Origin of the sequence: Clostridioides sp. ZZV14-6345 (assembly GCF_020657775.1) — a bacterium.
GTDB lineage: Bacteria > Bacillota > Clostridia > Peptostreptococcales > Peptostreptococcaceae > Clostridioides > Clostridioides difficile_D.
This window is the reverse complement of sequence record NZ_JAGWCX010000075.1, coordinates 1-19,388: the sequence shown is the minus strand read 5'-3', so window position 1 is coordinate 19,388 and position 19,388 is coordinate 1. Positions and strand designations below refer to the sequence as shown.

Genomic DNA, 19,388 nt, shown 5'->3' with positions numbered 1-19,388 from the left:
GGAGATAACTTCAAAGGATTACCTATCGTCATAGTATACAGGGACAGGTTGGAATATGGTACTTAAAAAAAATGAATTATATACTGAAAATATGTTTAGTAAACTACAATCAGAATACAAAAATAAACTTAAAATGCAATGGACTGGTATGTATGGTTTTTCTAATAGTTATGCATTAGCAGTTAGAAAAGAAGTTGCAGATAAATATAATCTAAAAAAAATATCAGATTTAAAAGACATATCTTATAAATTGACATTCGGAGCAGAATATGACTTTTATGAGAGAGAGGATGGATATACTCCATTGTGTAATACATATGGACTAAACTTTAAAAACACAGTTGATTTAGATATTGGATTAAAATATCAAGCTATCAATGAGGGTAAAATTGATGTAATGCCTATATTTACAACTGATGGTCAGTATAGCGTTTCAGACGTTGTAGTTTTAAAAGATGATAAAAGCTTCTATCCATCTTATCAATGTGGAAATGTTGTTCGTTCAGAGGTATTAGAAGAAAATCCAGAGCTATCAAAGATATTTAAGATGGTTGAAAGTATTCTGACTGATAAAGAAATGGCTAAAATGAATTATGATGTAGAAAACAACAATTTAGAGCCTAGAGAAGTTGCTCGTGAGTTTTTGAATAAAAAAGGTCTTTTATAATTGGAGGAAATAGAATGATACCTATTATACAATTTAAAAATATTGAAAAACAATACAATGACAAAACTATTATAGATAATCTTAATTTAGAGATAGAAAAAGGAGAATTTTTGACTGTTATTGGTTCATCTGGTTCTGGTAAGACAACACTCTTAAAAATGATTAATGGTTTGATTTTGCCAGATGGAGGAAATATTTTGATAAACCAAACCAATATCAAAAACGAGGACTTAATTAAATTAAGAAGAAGAATAGGATACTGTGTACAAGGAAGTGTTCTTTTTCCTCATATGACTGTAGAAGAAAATATTTCATATGTACCAAACCTTCTAAGTAAAAAAAATAAATCAGAAGTAAAAAATGCTGTAGACAAATGGATGGAAATAGTGGGATTGCCAAATGATATGAAAGTACGTTATCCATCAGAATTGTCAGGTGGTCAACAACAGCGTGTAGGGATTGCAAGAGCTTTAGCTTCTTCTCCAGAAATTTTATTAATGGATGAACCTTTTGGTGCAGTCGATGAGATTACACGAAAGCAATTACAAAAAGAGATAAAAGAAATCCATAAAAAAACAGGAGTTACGATTATATTTATTACACATGATATTTATGAAGCTTTGATTTTAGGTACAAAGACTTTGGTATTAAATCATGGAGTTATTCAACAGTATGATACTCCTGATAACATTTTAAATGCCCCTGCTAATCAATTTGTAGACCAGTTATTGAATATAAGGAAATCTATAATAGATGGCGAGGATTTAAAAGAATAGATTAAAATTAAAAATTAAATTATTATGATAAAAACTATTGCCTTAGAGTTAACTTCAAGCTGTATACTTGAAGTGTAAAAGAGTTAGATTAAGGCATAGGGGGAATTAAAAATGATTAGAGAAGAAGATTTAGGGATAGGAGCAGTTTTTCCTATTGGTGATGAAAATAAAGCATTTGAACAATATTTTACAGGAGAATGTTATTTGAATATGCTTAGCACTAATGGAGTAACAAAAGGTTATAATAAAATATACGAGGCTATAAGCTTATGATAAAATAGTACTAAGTATATAGATTTAATTTTGCAAAGAATAAGGTGTTCTAATAAAAATGAATGTAGAAAATGAATTACTTAAAAATTTAGATAGATTACATACAACAGAGCTAGGTGTTGTAAGAATTAAGAAAAATCTTTCTTTGGAGACAAATGATGTAGTGGACTGGTGCAAAACTAAAATAGAATCTCCAAACGCCAGTATTAACAGAAAGGAAAAAAACTGGTATATAAGTGTAGATGGTTGTATTATAACAGTAAATGCTTACAGCTATACAATTATTACAGCTCATAAAGAAAAGAAATGAATTGCAAGATACGAAAGTCAAGAGCATTTTCAACTGTTTGTAGTACCTATGAAAAAGTATGCAAAATAATATTACTTTTGAATAATAATTTGAATTTTAGAGGTTGATAAAATGAATGATACTGTAAAAGAAAAACTGGCAGAGTCACTAACTTCTAATACTACTGATATTTTACCTTATTTGCCTTATTTATTACAAGATTTTTGGGAATTAGGAAGTCACCAGAACAAATGCTACAATTATTTAAAAAATACATACCTTTTAATGGGGATACAAAAGTTTTGGATTTAGCTTGTGGGAAAGGTGCTGTATCTGTGAAGCTTGCAAAAGAGTTGAATATACATATTAAAGGTATAGATTTAATACCTGAATTCATTGATTATGCGAGAATAAAGGCTATTGAGTATAAGGTTGATGCTTTATGTGATTTTGAAGTGAATGATGCTAATAGCTCTGTAAAAGTTGAGCATGATTATGATTGTGTGATTTTTGGAGCTGTAGGAGATATTTTAGGTAATTATAAAGAAACTATCAGCAAGCTATTATCTACAATAAAAAGAAAGGGATTCATTTTAATTGATGATGCATATGTAGCAGATAAATCTACAAATGAACAACTGAACTTTGAGAGGGTGTATCCTACTTACAATGAGTGGAGTGTATTGTTCAAAGAATTAGGTCTGAAATTAATTGAATGTGTACCATGTTTAGAACTTAATTTCGTAGCAGTTTCTTTTTCAGCTTCTGTAATACAATCTCCATAGAATATAGCTTTTAAATTTATCTGTTTGTTGTATCTACTTTTATGACGCATCATATTATTTTTTATTACAAAGTATGGAAGAATATAACTAATACTTTTATCAAGTAGAACTTTCTTGTTCTTAACATTTATAAATGGTGTTCAAATAGTATCATCAACTTTCTTTACATCAATTGGGAAATCAGTACTAGGACTTTTTACTTCTTTGGCTCGTCAAATTCTATTTTTAATTCCATTAATTTTAAGAAATATAATAAATTAATTCTCTAAGTAACGCCAAATTAAATATAAGCAAAATAACGTTCATGTGTAAATTTAGAAGTGCATTTTCAGGAGCTAAGGATATATTTAGAGTGCTATGCTCTGACTTGCTTGAGAAGTTTGTTTTATAAAATAATTAACTTTTTATAATAACTCAAGTGATAGCTCAAGAAAATGCACTGTTTATAATGCTTATTTTGATTACTTTGCTTTATTTCTAATTTTAGAAATAATTATCCTAATTAAATCTAAAATTATACCATAAATAAGAAAAGAAAGTATGGATGCTATGTACCAATAAATCGAGATTGACCCTGTAATTGTTCTACATGGGATTTGCATACCTGAATTCATAAAAACAAAAAAACTATCAGTGTCAGAAATAATAGACAAAATAGGATTTAAGCTTATTAGAATAATACTTTTTGAGTCTTGTCCAATTTGGTGCATATAAATCTCAAATAATGCAATTAAAAGAAAATAAAATGTAAAAGATTTAATAATTTTTTTCATTAAAATACCTCACTTAATATAAATTCAGTTTGCACTATTTGCTTACTATAACTATTTATCTCCATTCAGTCACATCACTTAATTGTAATCTAGGTCTTCTTGATGGTTCTTCATCAGGATAACCTAAAGATATTGCTGCCACTAATTGACTATCTGTATTTAATCATTCACATAATTCACGATATGAAAAGTATACATCACAAATCCAAAGACTACCTAGACCTAATTCAACAGCTGTAAGCGACATGTTTTGAATTTTTTTCTTTTTCAGTGACAACAACAAAACGCCATGGTTGTCTGTTTTTAGATGAAGGTGCATTTATTCCAGCTTCAATTATTTTCTCTATAGTTTCATGTGAAATGCTTTGATTTTTATATTTTCTAATACTGCGTCTTTTCGATATAGAATCACTTATCATTTTTAAGTAACCTCCGTTTATTTTTTTGGAAAATCTATGTTGATTTTTATTTTCTATTATTTTAGCATTAATCAGAAAAAAAGTCATTGATTTTAGTATCCAGTTATAATGATTATATTAAGAATTGTATCAAAGATTATACGATTATACTAAGGGATTGTATTGGCGATTATATTTAACACTGTATCAAAGGGTTGTATTTAATATTATATTAGGACTTATATTGAATTGAGGCTTATAATTGGAAAATAAACTATAAAAACTCAATATTGTTTTGTTCAGACATAAAAAAGAATACTTTAGATGATTTTTATTAAAAATTAAGGGGGTTAAGATTGGATACTTATAAATGTAAAAATGGTAAATAATAATGCAAAATATGATAATCTATATATTTACATTAGGAGTTTTCTATACTATAATTATTTAAAACTAAATATGAATACTGGAATTATTTAAGACTTGAAATTGTCTAAAAATAAATATAAATACTAAAGAGGTGATGTGGTGAGATTAGATATGGATAGTATGCTATATGTACTAATTTATATGACATTATTGGTATCTATCATTGGAAGTATATTTTATTTTTGTAAAGACCTCTTAAATCATAAAATTAAATATGTTTTAATAAGAAACATATTTGTAAATAGAGCTACATATTCTGAAGAAAGGTTGCCTAAACAGTATATAGTTTTTCAGAAATATGATATTTGGAGGTATTGTAGTTTATTTTAATTTGAAATGAATCTGTTATAATTCTAAAGATTAAAAATAAAAAGGAGAGAATAAAATGGATTTCATTTCAAGTATATTGCAAGGATTATTAAGTACATTATTTAACTTTACAGGTGATTTTGGAATTTCTATTGTACTTATAACTTTAATAGTTAAGTTAGTACTAATGCCACTATCATTAAAACAAAGATTTTCCGTAAAAAAACAGCAAGAATTAGCAGAAAAAATGGAACATATAAAAGAAAAGTATAAGAATGATACTAAAGAGCTGGAAAAGCAAATACAAGTAAATTCTGTAGAAAGTATGAAGAGTATGCTGGGATGTCTTATAGTTTTAGTGCAAATGCCGGTAGTATATGCCTTATATCATGTATGTTTAGATATGACAAAGGAATTTACAACAATTATAATTCCATGGATTGCTAATTTAGGTACATTTGATAATTTATTTATATTACCTTGTATATATACATTAATTATGTTAGCTTCAAACTTAGTGAATTATATACCATATTTCAAGATAAATTCTCAAGTAAAGTTTAACAAACAAATGGCTATTGTAACTACTATAACAAGTCTTATATTGACTGTTAGAACTCCAGTGGCCATAGGTCTGTACTTTATAACAAGTGCAATTTATTCATTAATTGAAGATATTTGTTTTAGAATATATTTTAATCGAAAAAATAGAACAGTGATAAAGTAATATAACTATTATTCTAGAAATATTTTAGCCTGCTAACATGAGATAAAGTTAGTAGGCTATTTTTATCCATGATATCAATTCCATTAAGAATAGTATAAAAAATACTATCAAAAAAATAGTTGAAAAATAAATAAATTAATATAAACTAAAATAAAGTCTACAAAAAAGAGGTGATAAAATAAAAATGGCTAAAATACTAGTAGTAGAAGATGAAAAAAGAATGCAAGGTATTATTGTAGAATATATGCAAAAAGGAGGATATACTTGCATAACTGCTGATGATGGGGTTGAGGCACTTGCAGTATTAAAAAACAACGATATAGATTTAATGATATTGGATATTATGATGCCATATTTAGATGGATTCTCAGTATGTAGAGTTTCACGTGAAATGACTAATATACCTATTATTATATTGACAGCTAAAGGTGAAGAAGAGGATAAATTAAAGGGTTATGAATATGGTGCAGATGATTATATAACAAAGCCATTTAGCCCAAAAGTACTTTTAGCAAAAGTTAATGCCTTATTACGTAGATATACTACTGATATTCCAAAAAATTCATTAAATTTAGGAAAGATTTTTATTATGCTATCATCAAGGCAAGTATATATAGAGGATAAATTGATTGATTTAACATATAAAGAATTTGAATTATTACGTTTGTTTATGGAAAATCCTAATCAAGTTTTTTCTAGGGAGAAACTTTTAAATTGTGTATGGGGATATGAATTTGAAGGAAACACACGAACTGTAGATACACATATAAAAACTTTACGCAAAAAACTTGGGAGTGAAGGACATCATATAGTTACATTAATTCGTTCAGGATATAAGTTTGAGGTTAAGGAATGAGTAGTTTAAGAAAGTTTAAAGAAAAATTAAGTAATATAGATATTTCAAATTGGATTAAACAAAACTTTGGACTACATTCAGTTAGGAAAAAAGTATTTTTCCTTTCTAAATTATCAGGAGCATTGATTATATTCTTTTATTTGCTTGTTGAAGAATTTTCTACAGACAATAAATTTGAATTTTGGCTTTGGTTTATAATATTAGTTATCTTTATCATGAGTATTGATTTTTTATTGGGAAAATTTATTTCAGAACCAATTACCTCTATAAATAAATCTGCAAAGAGCATGTCTCAACTTGATTTTTCTAATCCATGTACTGTAAATACTAATGATGAATTTGGAGAACTTTCTAGGAGTTTGAATACAATGTCTACAAATCTACAGCAGGCATTATCAGACCTAGAGAGTGCAAATATCCAACTTGAACAAGACGTAAATAAGGAAAGGATGCTATTGGAACAAAGAAAGGAATTGATAGATACAATTTCACATGAAATGAAGACTCCGCTTGGTATTATACGTGCATATACAGAAGGGCTTATGGATGAAGTTGACGAAGAAAAAAAGAAAAATTATATGGATGTTATTATAGAAGAAACTGATAGAATGAATAATATGATTGTATCATTATTAGACTTATCTGCATTAGAAGCAGGAGTTTCTAAACTTAACCCAGAATGTTTTGATTTTATAGAGTTTGTTGAAACTGTGGCAGGACGACTTTTAATCGATATACCAGATGTCAATTTTTATTTTACATATGATTTGCCAGAACATGAAGTTTTTGTAATAGCAGATAAAATGAGAATGGAACAAGTAGTAAAAAATCTAATTATTAATGCAAAGAAACATGTTATATGTAATGGAAATTTAGATTTATCTATTACATGTGAAAATGGCTTACTTTTATTTAAAATTTATAATGAGGGTAGGATTATAGAGCCAGATGAGATTTCAAAAATTTGGTCTAAGTTTTATCGCAGTGCTCAATCTCAGCGTACAGGAGGTTCAGGATTAGGGCTTGCAATTGTTTCACAAATACTTACAATGCAAGGGCTAGAATATGGAGTTAGGAATCGTGATAAAGGGGTAGAGTTTTATTTTATGATTCCAATTGATGAACAACTTAATATTAATTTATAAATATATAAAGATTTGATGTAAAATGCTTGTCTTTGTTTGCAAGGGTATCTCAAAAAAATAAAATATAAAAAAGCTTAATGAAGAAGTCTTGTTTTCTTGGTGAAAACAGGGCTTTTTATTATTTCACTTAAATTTCACCAGAGACACACTTTGATTTCACCAAATAGAAATAAAATAAATTAAAAAATAGAAGAGTAATTAAATAAGCTTGGAAGGGGGAGTACTTATGAAATGGTATACATGGTTGGCTATTGTGTTGATAGTCTTGGTTTCTATTCCATTTAAAATTAAATTTATAAAGTGGTGGGATAGACGACAAAAAGAAAAAAATGATAAAGGAGGCTATGATAGATGATAAAAGTCGAAGAGTTGAAATTTTCTTATGGAAAAGATAAACAGATATTACATGGACTTAATTTTGAAGTAAAAGAAGGAGAAATATTTGGATTTCTTGGACCTAATGGTTCAGGAAAATCCACAACACAAAAAATATTAAATGGTGTTTTAAAAGGGTACAATGGTCACGTATCCCTTTTTGGTAAAGAGGTTGAAGCATACACAGAGTCCTTATACCAAAAGATTGGTGTTTTATTTGAATTTCCTTATTTATATGCGAACTTAAGTGCAATTGATAATCTAGAATATTTTTCATCTTTTTATCCTAAAAATCAAAGGAGAGATATATATGAACTCTTAGATTTGTTAGAGTTTAAGAAGGAGTTTATAAATAAGCCTGTATTGTCTTATTCAAAAGGTATGAAGCAACGTATTAGCATGGCAAGAGCATTGGTAAGTAATCCTAAATTGTTGTTTTTAGATGAGCCTACTAGTGGACTTGACCCATCTGGAGCTGTGCTATTTCGTAAGATTATTGAAGAAGAACGAAAAAAAGGAACAACTATATTTTTGACTACTCATAATATGCTAGATGCAGATTTAATGTGTAATAATGTGGCTTTTATTGCAGATGGTAAGATTATGGCAATAGATAAGCCTAAAAATTTAAAAATGAAAAATAGCAATAATAAAGTTGAAGTAGAATTTATATATAATGGAAATCGAGATATTAAAATTGTAGATATACAAGAGTTAGAATCTGGAATAACTTTTAAATACGATGAAATCTTAAGTGTACATTCAAAAGAGCCTACACTAGAAGAAGTTTTTATTAAATATACAGGAAGGATGTTAGTGTAATGTATTCTAAATTTTTTACCTTAGTAAAAAAAGATTTTTGGATGATGATTTATGGTAAATTTTTTGTACTAACACTTGGCTCTCTCATACTTTATTCATGTTATATTAACTTTGGTTATGTAAAGTTTATGGATGAAGATAGTTATCATAATAATGTATATCTGTATAATCCAGAGAATATAAGCATGAGTGCATCTCCATTAATTCATCAAGTTTCTTCTATAGATGAATTAAAAGCAAAACTTGATGAAGATACAAATGCAGTTTGTATTGATATGAGTGCTAGTAAGCCAAAAGTAATTTTACATGAAAGTATTAAAAGAGTTGATAATTATAGAACTGATTATGCGTTGTCATTATTATCATCAGAAAAAGATAATAATACTAAAATATCGGACAAAAATGCAATAATTCAAATAAATGATAAAGACACATCTGAGATAAAACAAAGAAAAGAAATGACTTGTGAGATTTTATTCTTTGAAATTGTAGCTATTGGATTTCTAGGAATTGCCTCTTTATTATTTAAAGAAAAACAGATGGGTGTAATGCGTATTACTGGTATTTTACCTGTAAAAAGAAGTCTTTTTATATTATCAAAAATATTTGCTTTTTTGATATGTGACCTATGTTTTACAGTATTTTTAGTAATACTTAATGTTGGATTTTCTGAAGGAATAAAAATACTTCCTCAAGTATTAGTTCAAGCTAGCATTTTATCAATTATTATGTCTTTGATTGGACTTGGATGTTCAATGTTATTGAGAGATTTTAAGCAATTTTCTCTTATATATCTTGTGGTTGCTGTATTCATAACTACACCTATATTTCTATCTGCAAATACATCTTTTGAAATAGGTTGGATTAAATATCATCCTTTCTATCATGTTTATAGTCAGATTAAAAATGCGTTTTTCATGAATTTTTCAAATGAATTAATCTATTTTGTAGTGTGTTCTTTGACAATAATAGTTCTATTTTTACTTGTAAAAAATATTTTTAACAAAGAGTTGGTTAAGGAGGGGTAGTGTTGATAGGATTACGTTACCAGTTGAAGAGTATAAGAAAAGATAAAATGTGTATAATTTCCTTCTTTTTACCAGTTGTTATGGCAATTTTAATAAATTTTATGGGAAGTATTGATATATCTTCATTAGGAGAGTTACGTTTTGGTATAGTAAAAGATACACTTCCTCTACAAACGGAGCAGTGGTTAAAGAGTTATGGAACAGTAAGTATATATCAAACAGAAAATGATTTAATAAGTGAAGTTAAAGATATTAAAACAGATATGATTGGAGTTGTTAGAGATGGTAAAGGGATAAAAACTATGCTTTATGGAAATGAAATTAATGCTATAAAAAATGTCGCAAAGACATTGCCAGAGATTTTTATACTAAAGGGAGATTTAAAAGATGTTGAGGTTACAATATTGCCTAAAGATAGTGTTTTAAAAGAGTTTCAAAATGTTTTTATTGCTATGATTTTAATTACTGCTATGTTTATGGGATGTACCTTTAATGCAATGAATATTATATCTGAAAAAGAAGATGGAATATCGTTTATAAATGAAGTTTTACCACAGAGTAGAAGCAAGTATATTATACAGAAAGTATTTTTGGGTCTTTTATGTGGGTGTTTATCTTCAATGATAACTGTATTTATATGTTTGGATATTTCAATATTAGATACGATAATGATGTTGTTACTTGTTGTATTTTCAGCATTTATTTCATCACTGATAGGTCTATTTATTGGGAAGTTATCAGAAGGTCTTATGGTAGGAATTGTTTATATTAAAATAGTAATGATTTTATTTATAGGTGCTCCTTTATTGATATATCTTCTAGGGGTTGATATGAGTGGTATAGGGAATTTATGTTATATAATGCCATCAGTTGCTACATTTAATGGTATTATGGAAATTATTAATGGTAATGCCATTATTGTAAAGGATATTTTAATTTTAGTCATACATTGTGTAGCATGGTTTATGCTGTATATGATTTTAGATAAAAAAAGAAAGCTATCTTTTAGTAGATAACTTAATATAATGATAATTGGTGTAATTTAATATATGATTTAATATACTTTGTATAGTGTAATTTGTGTAGTGTAATAGTTAATTCTATTTTATAATTATTCAATGTAATTTAGTAAGAAGTTCAGTATAATTAGAGCCACTTAGTGGAAAATTTAATAGGTACTTAAACTATACAAAAAGCTTTATTTTCCTCCATTTGTATCATAAATTTAATTGATGATATAAATGGAGGTATTATTAGATAAAGTCAATAAAGATATTATCAAAAATTATTTGTTAATAGATGGGTGTCTCAAAATCGAGATAAACCTATTTTTCATTGTTGAAATGATAAAAATATATTTGATTTCATACAAAAAAGAGTTCTTCATGAACTAAAAAGCTCATTTTGAGACACCATTATTTTTAATCAGATAAATCAAGTTAAACTGTTTAAGTATATCATTCAGATTCATTTGATTTAAATATTCCTTGCTTGTAAAACTGTTTTGAGTAGGGGATAGCCAAAGCAAAGAATAAGAGTATAATACCTGCTACGATTATTAAATTATTAATAGATATTACATCTGCCATTGGACCAAAAATCACCATACCAAGAGGTATAAAACCAGTATATATGATAATAGGTAAGCTAAGAACTCGACCTTGCATTTGTGGTTCTACATACTCTTGTAACATAGTCATAGCTGATGCTTGAATAATTGGAATTGAAAAATTGGTAAAAAACATAAATATAAAAAATTGCCAAGCCTGTGTTACAAGACCTAGAATAATTGAAAAAATGGCATAAGATAATATCGCTAGAAAAAAGGTCTTATTTCTATTTTTAAAGCCACCAAAGACCCCTATAATCAATCCACCTAAAACCATACCTAAAAATCCAATCATTTCAATAATAGACAGATATATATAGCCCTTGCCAAATGTTCGTTCAATCAAAAGTCCTATGAGAAATCCTGATGGAACACAAAGAAGCATGAATGCTCCATAAGTAAAAAGCACTTTTCTAATGAATTTATCTAAAAAACAGTACTTTATTCCTGATACCATATCCGCAAAAAATGAGACTTTTTCAGTTTGTTTTGGTATATCGTGTTTAGGAATTTTGATAAATATCAACAATACAATAGCAATAATTGCAGTAAATACATCGATTAAAAGAACTTGATTTATTTTATTACCAAAGCCAAGGATTGCCGCAGCCACAATAGGAACTATAAACTGTACTATAGACTGTAAGCTACCATTTATACCATTAAAACGCATTAAATGTTCTTCTGGGACAAGTTGAGGAATCATTGCATTTACAGCAGGTGTTTGTACACCACTTCCTAGTGAACGTATAACAGATATTACTGATATGGCTATTAATTCACTTGTTGTTCCATTTGATGACATCATAAATAGAATTAGAGCTAATGTAGACATAGCAATTATTGCATCTGATACAATGATGAGTAACTTTCGATTGTAATAGTCTGCCCATACACCAGCAAAAAAAGAAATTATCATTTGAGGTATAAAGGAACATACAGTTAAAACTGTTACCCATATACCTGATGATGTTTGAAGTGTGACGTACCATATCATTGCCATCTGTACAAGTGATGAGCCAAATAAGGAAATATATTGGCTTGCTAAAAAAATAATGACTTTTTTCTTCCATGTAGAATGAGTATTTTTGTTTTCCATCCTATTCCTCCTTTGATTTGTGTGTTGAATTTTTCTTGCTCTTAAGGATAGCACACAAATCAAAGTCTGGAGTTAGAGTGGAGGGCTAGGAAAATTGTTTTTTCATAATTTGAAGATGAGATTTCATGGTTTTTGCGTTATGTTCAGCTTCTTTCAATGAAGTTATCAGTTTGTCACATACTGAGATAATTTCGTCATCGTCTTTTGGAGTGTCAAGGACAGTTTTAATATTAGTATTCGGATTAGAAGATAAAGCATTTAGCATTCGTAAAATAGCTGAAAGAGAATAGTTTGCACAACGAAGTGCGCTTATGATTTTAAGTCGTTTTATATCTTCGTCAGTATATACACGATAACCGTTTTGTTTTCTTTTTACTTTTAACAAACCATTCATTTCCCAATTTCTCAAAGTATCTATTGTAACATTTAAGTGTTGTGCAGTTTCTTTTCTAGTTAAAAAGAGTTTATCTGTTTCTGGAGTATTTCCATTTAAAATCTGTGTAACAATAGTAAGTGCTTCCTCGGCATTAGATTTTTCTATTTCTAATTGTTGTAAGTATTGATTTACAAGACAAATAGCCTTGTCAAACTCTCTATTTGCTGATGTTCTGACAATCTCAAGAGCATCTTTTCTTAATCCTCTTTGTATCACTTCAATTTTCATGGCTGTACGAGCAAATCTAAATTGTTCTATATGAAAATCATTAAAGATACGATAACCATTGGTATTACGCTTAGGTTTAGGTATTAAGTTGAGTTCTTCATATAAACGTACTGTATTAGGATGTACACCAATTAAATTTGCTACCTCTGATGTCGTGTAAGTGTCCATTAGTATTCAACTCCTTTTAGATATATAGTACCAGTCATAATAACACCAAACAAAAGTCTGGTGTTATAGTGGAGGGTTTGGCTATCTAAGAGTAATTAGTCTATTATAGAAGTAATTATGTGTTTTTCAATAAGCTCCCATCTATCACGAGGTTTAAACACTATCTTAGATGGTATGGCTATCACTAAGTCGTATTGTGGGATACAACAAATAGCATTTCCTCCAGCTCCCATTGCTGAATACCACAAAACGCCATCTTTTTTACATAGCCACCACAGATAACCGTATTCATTACTATTCATTTTAACTGATTCTTCAATCCACGATTTAGATATAATACGTTTATTATTCCAAATACCATCATTTAAATACAGAAAACCAAATCGCAACATATCTCTAGCACTCAATGTAAGTCCCCAGCCACCTGTAGAATTGCCCTGTCTATCTTTTGCCCAACCCTTAAGATTTTTTCCAAAGAAATCTTCAAAACCAAAATCTTTCATATCATAATCTGGTATAATTTTCATACCAATAGGTTTAAATAAGTATTCATTAGCAAATTCACGAGCAGATTTTCCAGTAGTTTTTGTTATAATAGCTGAAAGTAGATGCGTTCCAGCTGAAGAATATTTGAAAGTACCAATTTCACCTTTTTGACCAAGTTGATTCAAGGTATATTTTATCCAATCTTTTTGTTTGCAAAGTCTTTCTAAAGACTCAGTCATATTTTTAAAAGGGTATGGTGCAGTCATTGTAAGTAGGTGACGTATAGTTACTGCTTTTTTACATATTTCAGAAGGACTACAAGTATATTCAGGGAAAAAATCAACAACCTTTTGGTCAACATCTTTTATGTATCCTTTGTCTATTGCAATGCCTATTAAGGCTGATACAATACTTTTTGTAACCGATGCAACATGAAAAGTATCATCAGCATTATATCCATTATAGTACTTTTCAAAGACAACTTTTCCTTTTCTTGCAATAATTATTCCATTTATATTGCTATATTGTGAGATTATTAAAGGTTCAAGTTGTGAAAGCTTTTCTGAACTCATGCCAACACTTAAAGGGTCTACTTTTTCAAAAATTAAATCTAAGCAGTTGTTTTTACTCATTACAAATACCTTCCTGTTATAGATTTTGGATTTTCTTTTAGAGCTTTGGGAGAGCCTTCTGCAATTATATAGCCTCCTTTGTCACCACCTTCTGGACCAAGTTCAACAATCCAGTCACAAACATTTAACACATCTATATCATGTTCAACAACAATTACAGAATTTCCATTTGCTACTAATTCATCTAATAGTTGAATTAGCTTAGCAGTATCGTATAGACTTAGACCAGTAGTTGGCTCATCCAATACATAAAGGATATTACCATTTCGTTTTTTACCAATTTCTTTTGCAAGCTTGATTCTTTGAGATTCACCACCACTTAAAGTCGGTGTAGGTTGACCTAATTTTATATATCCCATGCCTATTTGTTCTAATACATTTAAGTGTGAAACAATATTTGGAATATCTTTGAAGAAATTTACGGCTTCAGAGACACTCATATTTAAAATATCATGGATATTCTTATTTTTGTATTTAATAGATAAAGACTCATCATTAAATCTTTTTCCCTGACATTCACTACATATATGGTCTATACTTAGATTATTTCCCAACCAGACCTTTTCATATCCACTACCACTACATTTAGGACAAGCACCTTTGGAGTTAAATGAAAAGTGACCAGCTGTAAATCCTTGTTCTAACGATTCTGGCTGACTTGCAAATAGTGTACGTATCTTATCCCATATACCAATATAAGAAGCAGGAGTTGAGTTCATGTTTTTGCCAATAGGAGATTGAGATATCTCTGAATATCCAGAAATATGTTTAGTACCAATCAATCTATCTGCAATAGTCTCAACAACTGCATAATCGTCTTCATCACCTATTTCACTTTCTGTAGAATTTGTTTGATTATTGCTAGTGTGGTTATTAAATTGACTTCTAAGAAGAGGAAGTAATGTGTCTGATATAAGTGAACTCTTGCCACTACCTGATTTGCCAGATATTCCAACCATAGCACCCAAAGGTAATGATACTGTTACATTTTTAAGGTTATTTGTATTTGCATTTTGAATAGTCATACAAGGTATTTTATCAATATGTGTAATGTTTTTAGAGGTTGTTCTATTAGGCATTGAATATTTTCCAGATAGATATTGTCCAGTGAGTGATTTGTCGGATTGAAGTAGACCTTCTAAATCTCCTTGATATACTAATTGACCACCTTCAACACCAGCCTTTGGACCAATATCAATAATATGCTCTGCCATCTCAATTGTATTTTTATCATGTTCAACCACTATGACCGTATTGCCTAAGTCTTTAAGTTTCTTTATTGATTTTAAGATGTCTATTTTTTCTGATTCATGCAATCCAGCAGTTGGTTCATCAAGCACATAAATTAATGAATCCATCTCTGAATCAAGATGTGAATTTAAAAATAGTCTTTGCATTTCCCCACCACTCAAAGTTGACATTTCTCGGTATAAGGATAGATGACCTAATCGTGATTCTATTAAATGTCGAGTTTTGGACAAAATATCATTTACAAGGTTTGTACCAAATGTGTTTAAGTTGCCTTGGCCTAGTAAGATTTTAAGGAAATTATCAATTTCTAAAATCGTCATTTTTCCAAGTTCTCCAATATGTTTTCCGTTTAAAAGTACTCCACGTGCTTCTTCACCAATTTTAAAACCATTGCAATCAGAACAGGCAGTCATAGTATAAACTCCATTTAAATCTTCACCCCTTTTGTAGCGATTGTGAAATACCTTTGATAAAGAAGAACTTTTTTTACCATTTTCATAATGACCATAGAGTACTTCATTTCTTACTTCTTCAGGTAATTGTAAGAACTGTATATCTAAATAATCGTTGAATTTTTTAGAGAACACTCTCAAATATCCTGGTGTAATTTTTGCTCTATCTAAGACTTGTTTTAGGGTATCGTGCTTATCAAGGACTAACTTTTCAATATTAATCTCAAAATATGCTCCATGTCCAGAACATTTCATACACATTCCATCTGAAGAGTTGTATGAGAAATAGCTTGGTCTCAATCGTTCTCCTTCATGCCCACAATTATTGCAAATTAGATTATTGCCTATAGGGGTATTACACATTGTACATATTATTTGACCTTCTACTGAATACAATAGTGTAAGCATGTTGAGAATATTGGTTCTTGTGCCTACTGTTGAACGAGGATTGCTCTGGCGAATAATATTTTGTTGAACAGCTATAGTGGGAGCTAAACCTTGAATATTATCGAATTTATCCTCACTATCAATACCTGCAAGTATGCCTAAAGATTGCAGATATTGTTTACGTCCTTCCTCAAATACAATGTCAAACATAAGGCTAGATTTACCTGAGCCACTGACACCTGTTGCAACAACCAGTTTATCTTTGGGAATAGAAACATCTATATTTTTCAGATTGTGTATCTTTGCTCCATTAATTTTTATTTCTTTCATTGGTTCACCTCATTTTATCAATTTTATCAAACCGTAAAATAAGGATATATTAATCCTTAATACAAGAAAGTTTAGATGAGGTTATTAAAAAGGTTCTATAGGTAAATATATATCGACCAAGTGTCTACTTTGAGGGTGATTGTGTGGGTTGTTAAGATATACTTCAAAAGGGAAGGATGCACGTAGCTTATAATTACCATTTGATAGCCATTCATTATACATAAAATCCCACGCATCACTATATTCAGATTTTGAAATATCAAAATGTCCCACAAGATATTTTCCAGAAGGTATTATCATATTGCCAAGGTTGTTATTTTCTTTAACAACAATGTCATCTGGAATTGTCATACAAATACTAGTCCTTAAGTGATGTTCCTGTGTAAACTGTGGATTATCGTGATAAATAGCTAATATTTGTGTGTTTTCAAGCCCAAGTAGATTTTGCTCACTTGCATATGTGAATAACCGTTCTAAAAGTTTTGGGAAAGTACTAGTTAGATTACCATATGAACCAGTATATCTAGTGTAAATAGTATTCATATTATCAAGTTCTAGAATTTCAATTTCACCTTTAACCTCTCTAGTATTCTTACATTTAGGTTTTGATATGCTTCTATTGTACTGAGAAATTTTATATGGTTCTTTGCAATTCTTGCTATAATTGTTTCTATATTTTATAGGGCTTATTTTATAGTAATTTTTGAATGCTCTAGAAAAAACTGCTGAGTCAGTAAAACCAAAGTAATGTGCAATATCAGTAATGGTCATGTCAGTTCGATGAATAAGAAAAGCAGTTGCGTTCTCTAGTTTTAGTCTATTTACGTACTGTGACAATGTTTCTTTTTCTATTGCTTTGAAAATTCTATGAAAATGAAACTTTGAAAAACCTGCTATATTAGAAAGTTCATCAAGGGAAAGAGGTTCATGTAAATGTTCTTCTATATAGTCTTGTACTTTGCAAATACGATTTAGATATTCTTTTTTACTTTTAGCGTTTGTCATATATAGCCCTCCTTATTGTGTAAAATGTGTATTAATTAATTTATAGTAATAAAATTTTATGTTTTTGTAATTTATGATAAATAAGATAGCGTTCAATTTTTTATAATTAATAAAAGATATAAGATGTTTTATATTTATCTTTGCATATAAGTATAATCTTCATAATAATTAGTATACCATAGTGATTTATTTTTGATATGAATGAGTTATTATGCAAATAAGCTGTAATTAAATAAATCACAATATAAACCAGTTAAGACGTAAACTAGAGAATATTATGGAATTTATTATCTAGCACAAGAGTATAGAGAAGATAAAATAAGATTAAAAAATTACATACTAAATTTAATAAAATTTTTATATTAAAAATAATATTAAATTTATTGTTTAAATAAAAAAGTTAAATCTGAACTATTAACTTATTACACTCAAAACTTTAAAATGAAAATATAAAAGAATACTTTTTAATAAAAATAATCATTTAATAAGTTATTTAGAAATCTAAAAACTTTACAAATTAAATTTGAGGAGTGGGAATATGAGTAATGGTTTTTATCAATTAAATTCAGCAGTATTGTACTTTAATGAACGAAGTGATGTAAATAGAATAAGATTTAATCACTATGTAATGAGAAAAGAAAATATACAAAGATTAAAAGGAACTCTGCCAAGAGGACAATTTATGATGACGGTAAGGAAAGCTGCATCTGACCTTGATGTATCTATATCTACAATAAGTAGACTTGTAAATGAATTTATAGATTTAGGTATATTGAGATTAATAAGGAGAGGAGTAAAGGGAAATTGTTGTTCTGTATACAGTTATGTTTGTTCTGAAAATAGTAATGCAGATATTGTAACGAAGAATAGTGATATTTTTAAAAATATAGAGAAATACATTAATGGAACTATTAACAATAACCAAAAAACAATGAAATATAAACATAGAGATGAGTTGTTCAAGAGCAATAATACCAACACATACAGCCGTATAAATGAAGAGAGTATAGACAAAGATTATGATTCAATAATTCATACTGGGTATGAAACAGAAAATGAGACAAAGAAAAAAGAATTATTAAAAAATAATTTAAATAAAAAGAATTTAAATAAAAATACCTTTGAAAATTCGGATGAAGATTTGACTAAAGATTCGACTTATGAAAGTCCAGAAAGTATACATGAAATTATTATAAGAAAATTAAATAATGAATCTGGAAAAAATTTTAAAGCTGATTTAAGTATAACTAAGGAACTTATAGATAAAAGATTAAAAGAAGGGTATAGTTTAGAAGATTTTTACAAGGTTATAGAGGCAAAAGTAAGAAGATGGAGATATACAGCTATGGAAATATATATAGAACCAACAATTCTATTTGGATGTGAATTTGAGTCGTATTTAAGTGAGGAGAGTTCTTTACCTGCTTGTAATTATGGTGATATGTGTTATGAGGATATGTATGGAGATATTTATTAAGATATTAGTTGTTTTTTAGTTGTTTAAAATATGGTTATATATAAAAATAAATAGTGTATTAAAAAGGGAGTTGTTTCAAAATAGAGAGAAGCCTCTTCTTAATTGTTGAAATGATGAAAATATATTTGATTTAATACAAAGAGTGGGGTCTTTAAAATAAAGTGTGTATTCTTCTA

Annotated in this window: 19 protein-coding genes; 13 read left to right on the top strand and 6 right to left on the bottom strand. The window is 28.6% G+C overall.

Features of this window, described 5'->3' with window-relative positions:
- Nucleotides 1-55: 55 nt before the first annotated feature.
- The 5 genes from KGF39_RS16495 (at nucleotide 56) to KGF39_RS16475 (ending at nucleotide 2,790) form a co-directional block, all read left to right on the top strand.
- Nucleotides 56-667, top strand: a complete 612-nt coding sequence (locus KGF39_RS16495) for a glycine betaine ABC transporter substrate-binding protein (protein WP_227823125.1) — start codon at nucleotides 56-58, stop codon at nucleotides 665-667.
- Nucleotides 668-681: 14 nt separating this feature from the next.
- Nucleotides 682-1,443 (top strand): ABC transporter ATP-binding protein, encoded by a 762-nt coding sequence (locus tag KGF39_RS16490; protein ID WP_227823124.1) that lies wholly within the window; start codon nucleotides 682-684, stop codon nucleotides 1,441-1,443.
- A gap of 111 nt (nucleotides 1,444-1,554) precedes the next feature.
- Entirely contained in the window at nucleotides 1,555-1,716 is a 162-nt protein-coding gene (locus KGF39_RS16485) for a hypothetical protein (protein ID WP_227823123.1), read from the top strand.
- 58 nt (nucleotides 1,717-1,774) lie between these two features.
- Nucleotides 1,775-2,026 (top strand): DUF3781 domain-containing protein, encoded by a 252-nt coding sequence (locus KGF39_RS16480; RefSeq protein WP_227823122.1) that lies wholly within the window; start codon nucleotides 1,775-1,777, stop codon nucleotides 2,024-2,026.
- 230 nt (nucleotides 2,027-2,256) lie between these two features.
- Nucleotides 2,257-2,790, top strand: a complete 534-nt coding sequence (locus KGF39_RS16475) for a class I SAM-dependent methyltransferase (RefSeq protein ID WP_227823121.1) — start codon at nucleotides 2,257-2,259, stop codon at nucleotides 2,788-2,790.
- Nucleotides 2,791-3,790: 1,000 nt separating this feature from the next.
- Here the strand turns inward: KGF39_RS16475 and KGF39_RS20280 are convergent.
- Nucleotides 3,791-3,982 carry a nitroreductase family protein gene (locus tag KGF39_RS20280; protein WP_413927000.1) on the bottom strand — a complete coding sequence of 64 codons (192 nt, stop codon included), beginning with the start codon at nucleotides 3,980-3,982 and terminating at the stop codon, nucleotides 3,791-3,793.
- A gap of 793 nt (nucleotides 3,983-4,775) precedes the next feature.
- Between KGF39_RS20280 and KGF39_RS16460 the strand changes: the two genes are divergently transcribed.
- The 7 genes from KGF39_RS16460 (at nucleotide 4,776) to KGF39_RS16435 (ending at nucleotide 10,668) form a co-directional block, all read left to right on the top strand.
- The gene (locus KGF39_RS16460) at nucleotides 4,776-5,426 is read left to right on the top strand and encodes a membrane protein insertase YidC (RefSeq protein WP_227823120.1); all 651 of its coding nucleotides are present in this window, start codon (nucleotides 4,776-4,778) and stop codon (nucleotides 5,424-5,426) included.
- A gap of 184 nt (nucleotides 5,427-5,610) precedes the next feature.
- Nucleotides 5,611-6,282: a response regulator transcription factor gene (locus tag KGF39_RS16455; protein WP_227823119.1), complete on the top strand. Its 672-nt coding sequence runs from the start codon at nucleotides 5,611-5,613 to the stop codon at nucleotides 6,280-6,282.
- Nucleotides 6,279-7,427: a sensor histidine kinase gene (locus KGF39_RS16450; protein WP_227823118.1), complete on the top strand. Its 1,149-nt coding sequence runs from the start codon at nucleotides 6,279-6,281 to the stop codon at nucleotides 7,425-7,427. The genes KGF39_RS16455 and KGF39_RS16450 overlap by 4 nt, the downstream gene beginning before the upstream one ends.
- A 226-nt stretch (nucleotides 7,428-7,653) precedes the next feature.
- Nucleotides 7,654-7,782, top strand: coding sequence for a hypothetical protein (locus KGF39_RS19975; protein WP_255643573.1), 129 nt, complete (start codon nucleotides 7,654-7,656; stop codon nucleotides 7,780-7,782).
- Complete coding sequence (locus KGF39_RS16445; RefSeq protein WP_227823117.1) at nucleotides 7,779-8,624, top strand: ABC transporter ATP-binding protein; 846 nt, start codon at nucleotides 7,779-7,781, stop codon at nucleotides 8,622-8,624. Before KGF39_RS19975 ends, KGF39_RS16445 begins: the two co-directional genes overlap by 4 nt.
- Nucleotides 8,624-9,652 (top strand): ABC transporter permease, encoded by a 1,029-nt coding sequence (locus KGF39_RS16440; protein WP_227823116.1) that lies wholly within the window; start codon nucleotides 8,624-8,626, stop codon nucleotides 9,650-9,652. Before KGF39_RS16445 ends, KGF39_RS16440 begins: the two co-directional genes overlap by 1 nt.
- A 2-nt stretch (nucleotides 9,653-9,654) precedes the next feature.
- Complete coding sequence (locus KGF39_RS16435; RefSeq protein WP_227823115.1) at nucleotides 9,655-10,668, top strand: ABC transporter permease; 1,014 nt, start codon at nucleotides 9,655-9,657, stop codon at nucleotides 10,666-10,668.
- A 441-nt stretch (nucleotides 10,669-11,109) separates the two neighbouring features.
- Here KGF39_RS16435 and cme read toward each other — a convergent pair whose 3' ends face one another.
- From cme to KGF39_RS16410, 5 genes are all read right to left on the bottom strand, one after another.
- Nucleotides 11,110-12,360 (bottom strand): multidrug efflux MFS transporter Cme, encoded by a 1,251-nt coding sequence (gene cme, locus KGF39_RS16430; RefSeq protein ID WP_227823126.1) that lies wholly within the window; start codon nucleotides 12,358-12,360, stop codon nucleotides 11,110-11,112.
- An 85-nt stretch (nucleotides 12,361-12,445) separates the two neighbouring features.
- The gene (locus KGF39_RS16425) at nucleotides 12,446-13,192 is read right to left on the bottom strand and encodes a MerR family transcriptional regulator (RefSeq protein WP_227823114.1); all 747 of its coding nucleotides are present in this window, start codon (nucleotides 13,190-13,192) and stop codon (nucleotides 12,446-12,448) included.
- Nucleotides 13,193-13,287: 95 nt separating this feature from the next.
- A complete protein-coding gene (locus KGF39_RS16420) occupies nucleotides 13,288-14,310 on the bottom strand; it encodes a serine hydrolase domain-containing protein (protein WP_227823113.1) in 1,023 nt (340 codons plus the stop codon).
- The gene (locus KGF39_RS16415) at nucleotides 14,310-16,730 is read right to left on the bottom strand and encodes an excinuclease ABC subunit UvrA (protein WP_227823112.1); all 2,421 of its coding nucleotides are present in this window, start codon (nucleotides 16,728-16,730) and stop codon (nucleotides 14,310-14,312) included. The genes KGF39_RS16420 and KGF39_RS16415 overlap by 1 nt, the downstream gene beginning before the upstream one ends.
- An 84-nt stretch (nucleotides 16,731-16,814) precedes the next feature.
- Nucleotides 16,815-17,735 (bottom strand): GyrI-like domain-containing protein, encoded by a 921-nt coding sequence (locus KGF39_RS16410; RefSeq protein ID WP_227823111.1) that lies wholly within the window; start codon nucleotides 17,733-17,735, stop codon nucleotides 16,815-16,817.
- Nucleotides 17,736-18,273: 538 nt separating this feature from the next.
- On the opposite strand from KGF39_RS16410, the gene KGF39_RS16405 reads away from it, so the two are divergent.
- Entirely contained in the window at nucleotides 18,274-19,212 is a 939-nt protein-coding gene (locus tag KGF39_RS16405; protein ID WP_227823110.1) for a conserved phage C-terminal domain-containing protein, read from the top strand.
- Nucleotides 19,213-19,388: the final 176 nt, after the last annotated feature.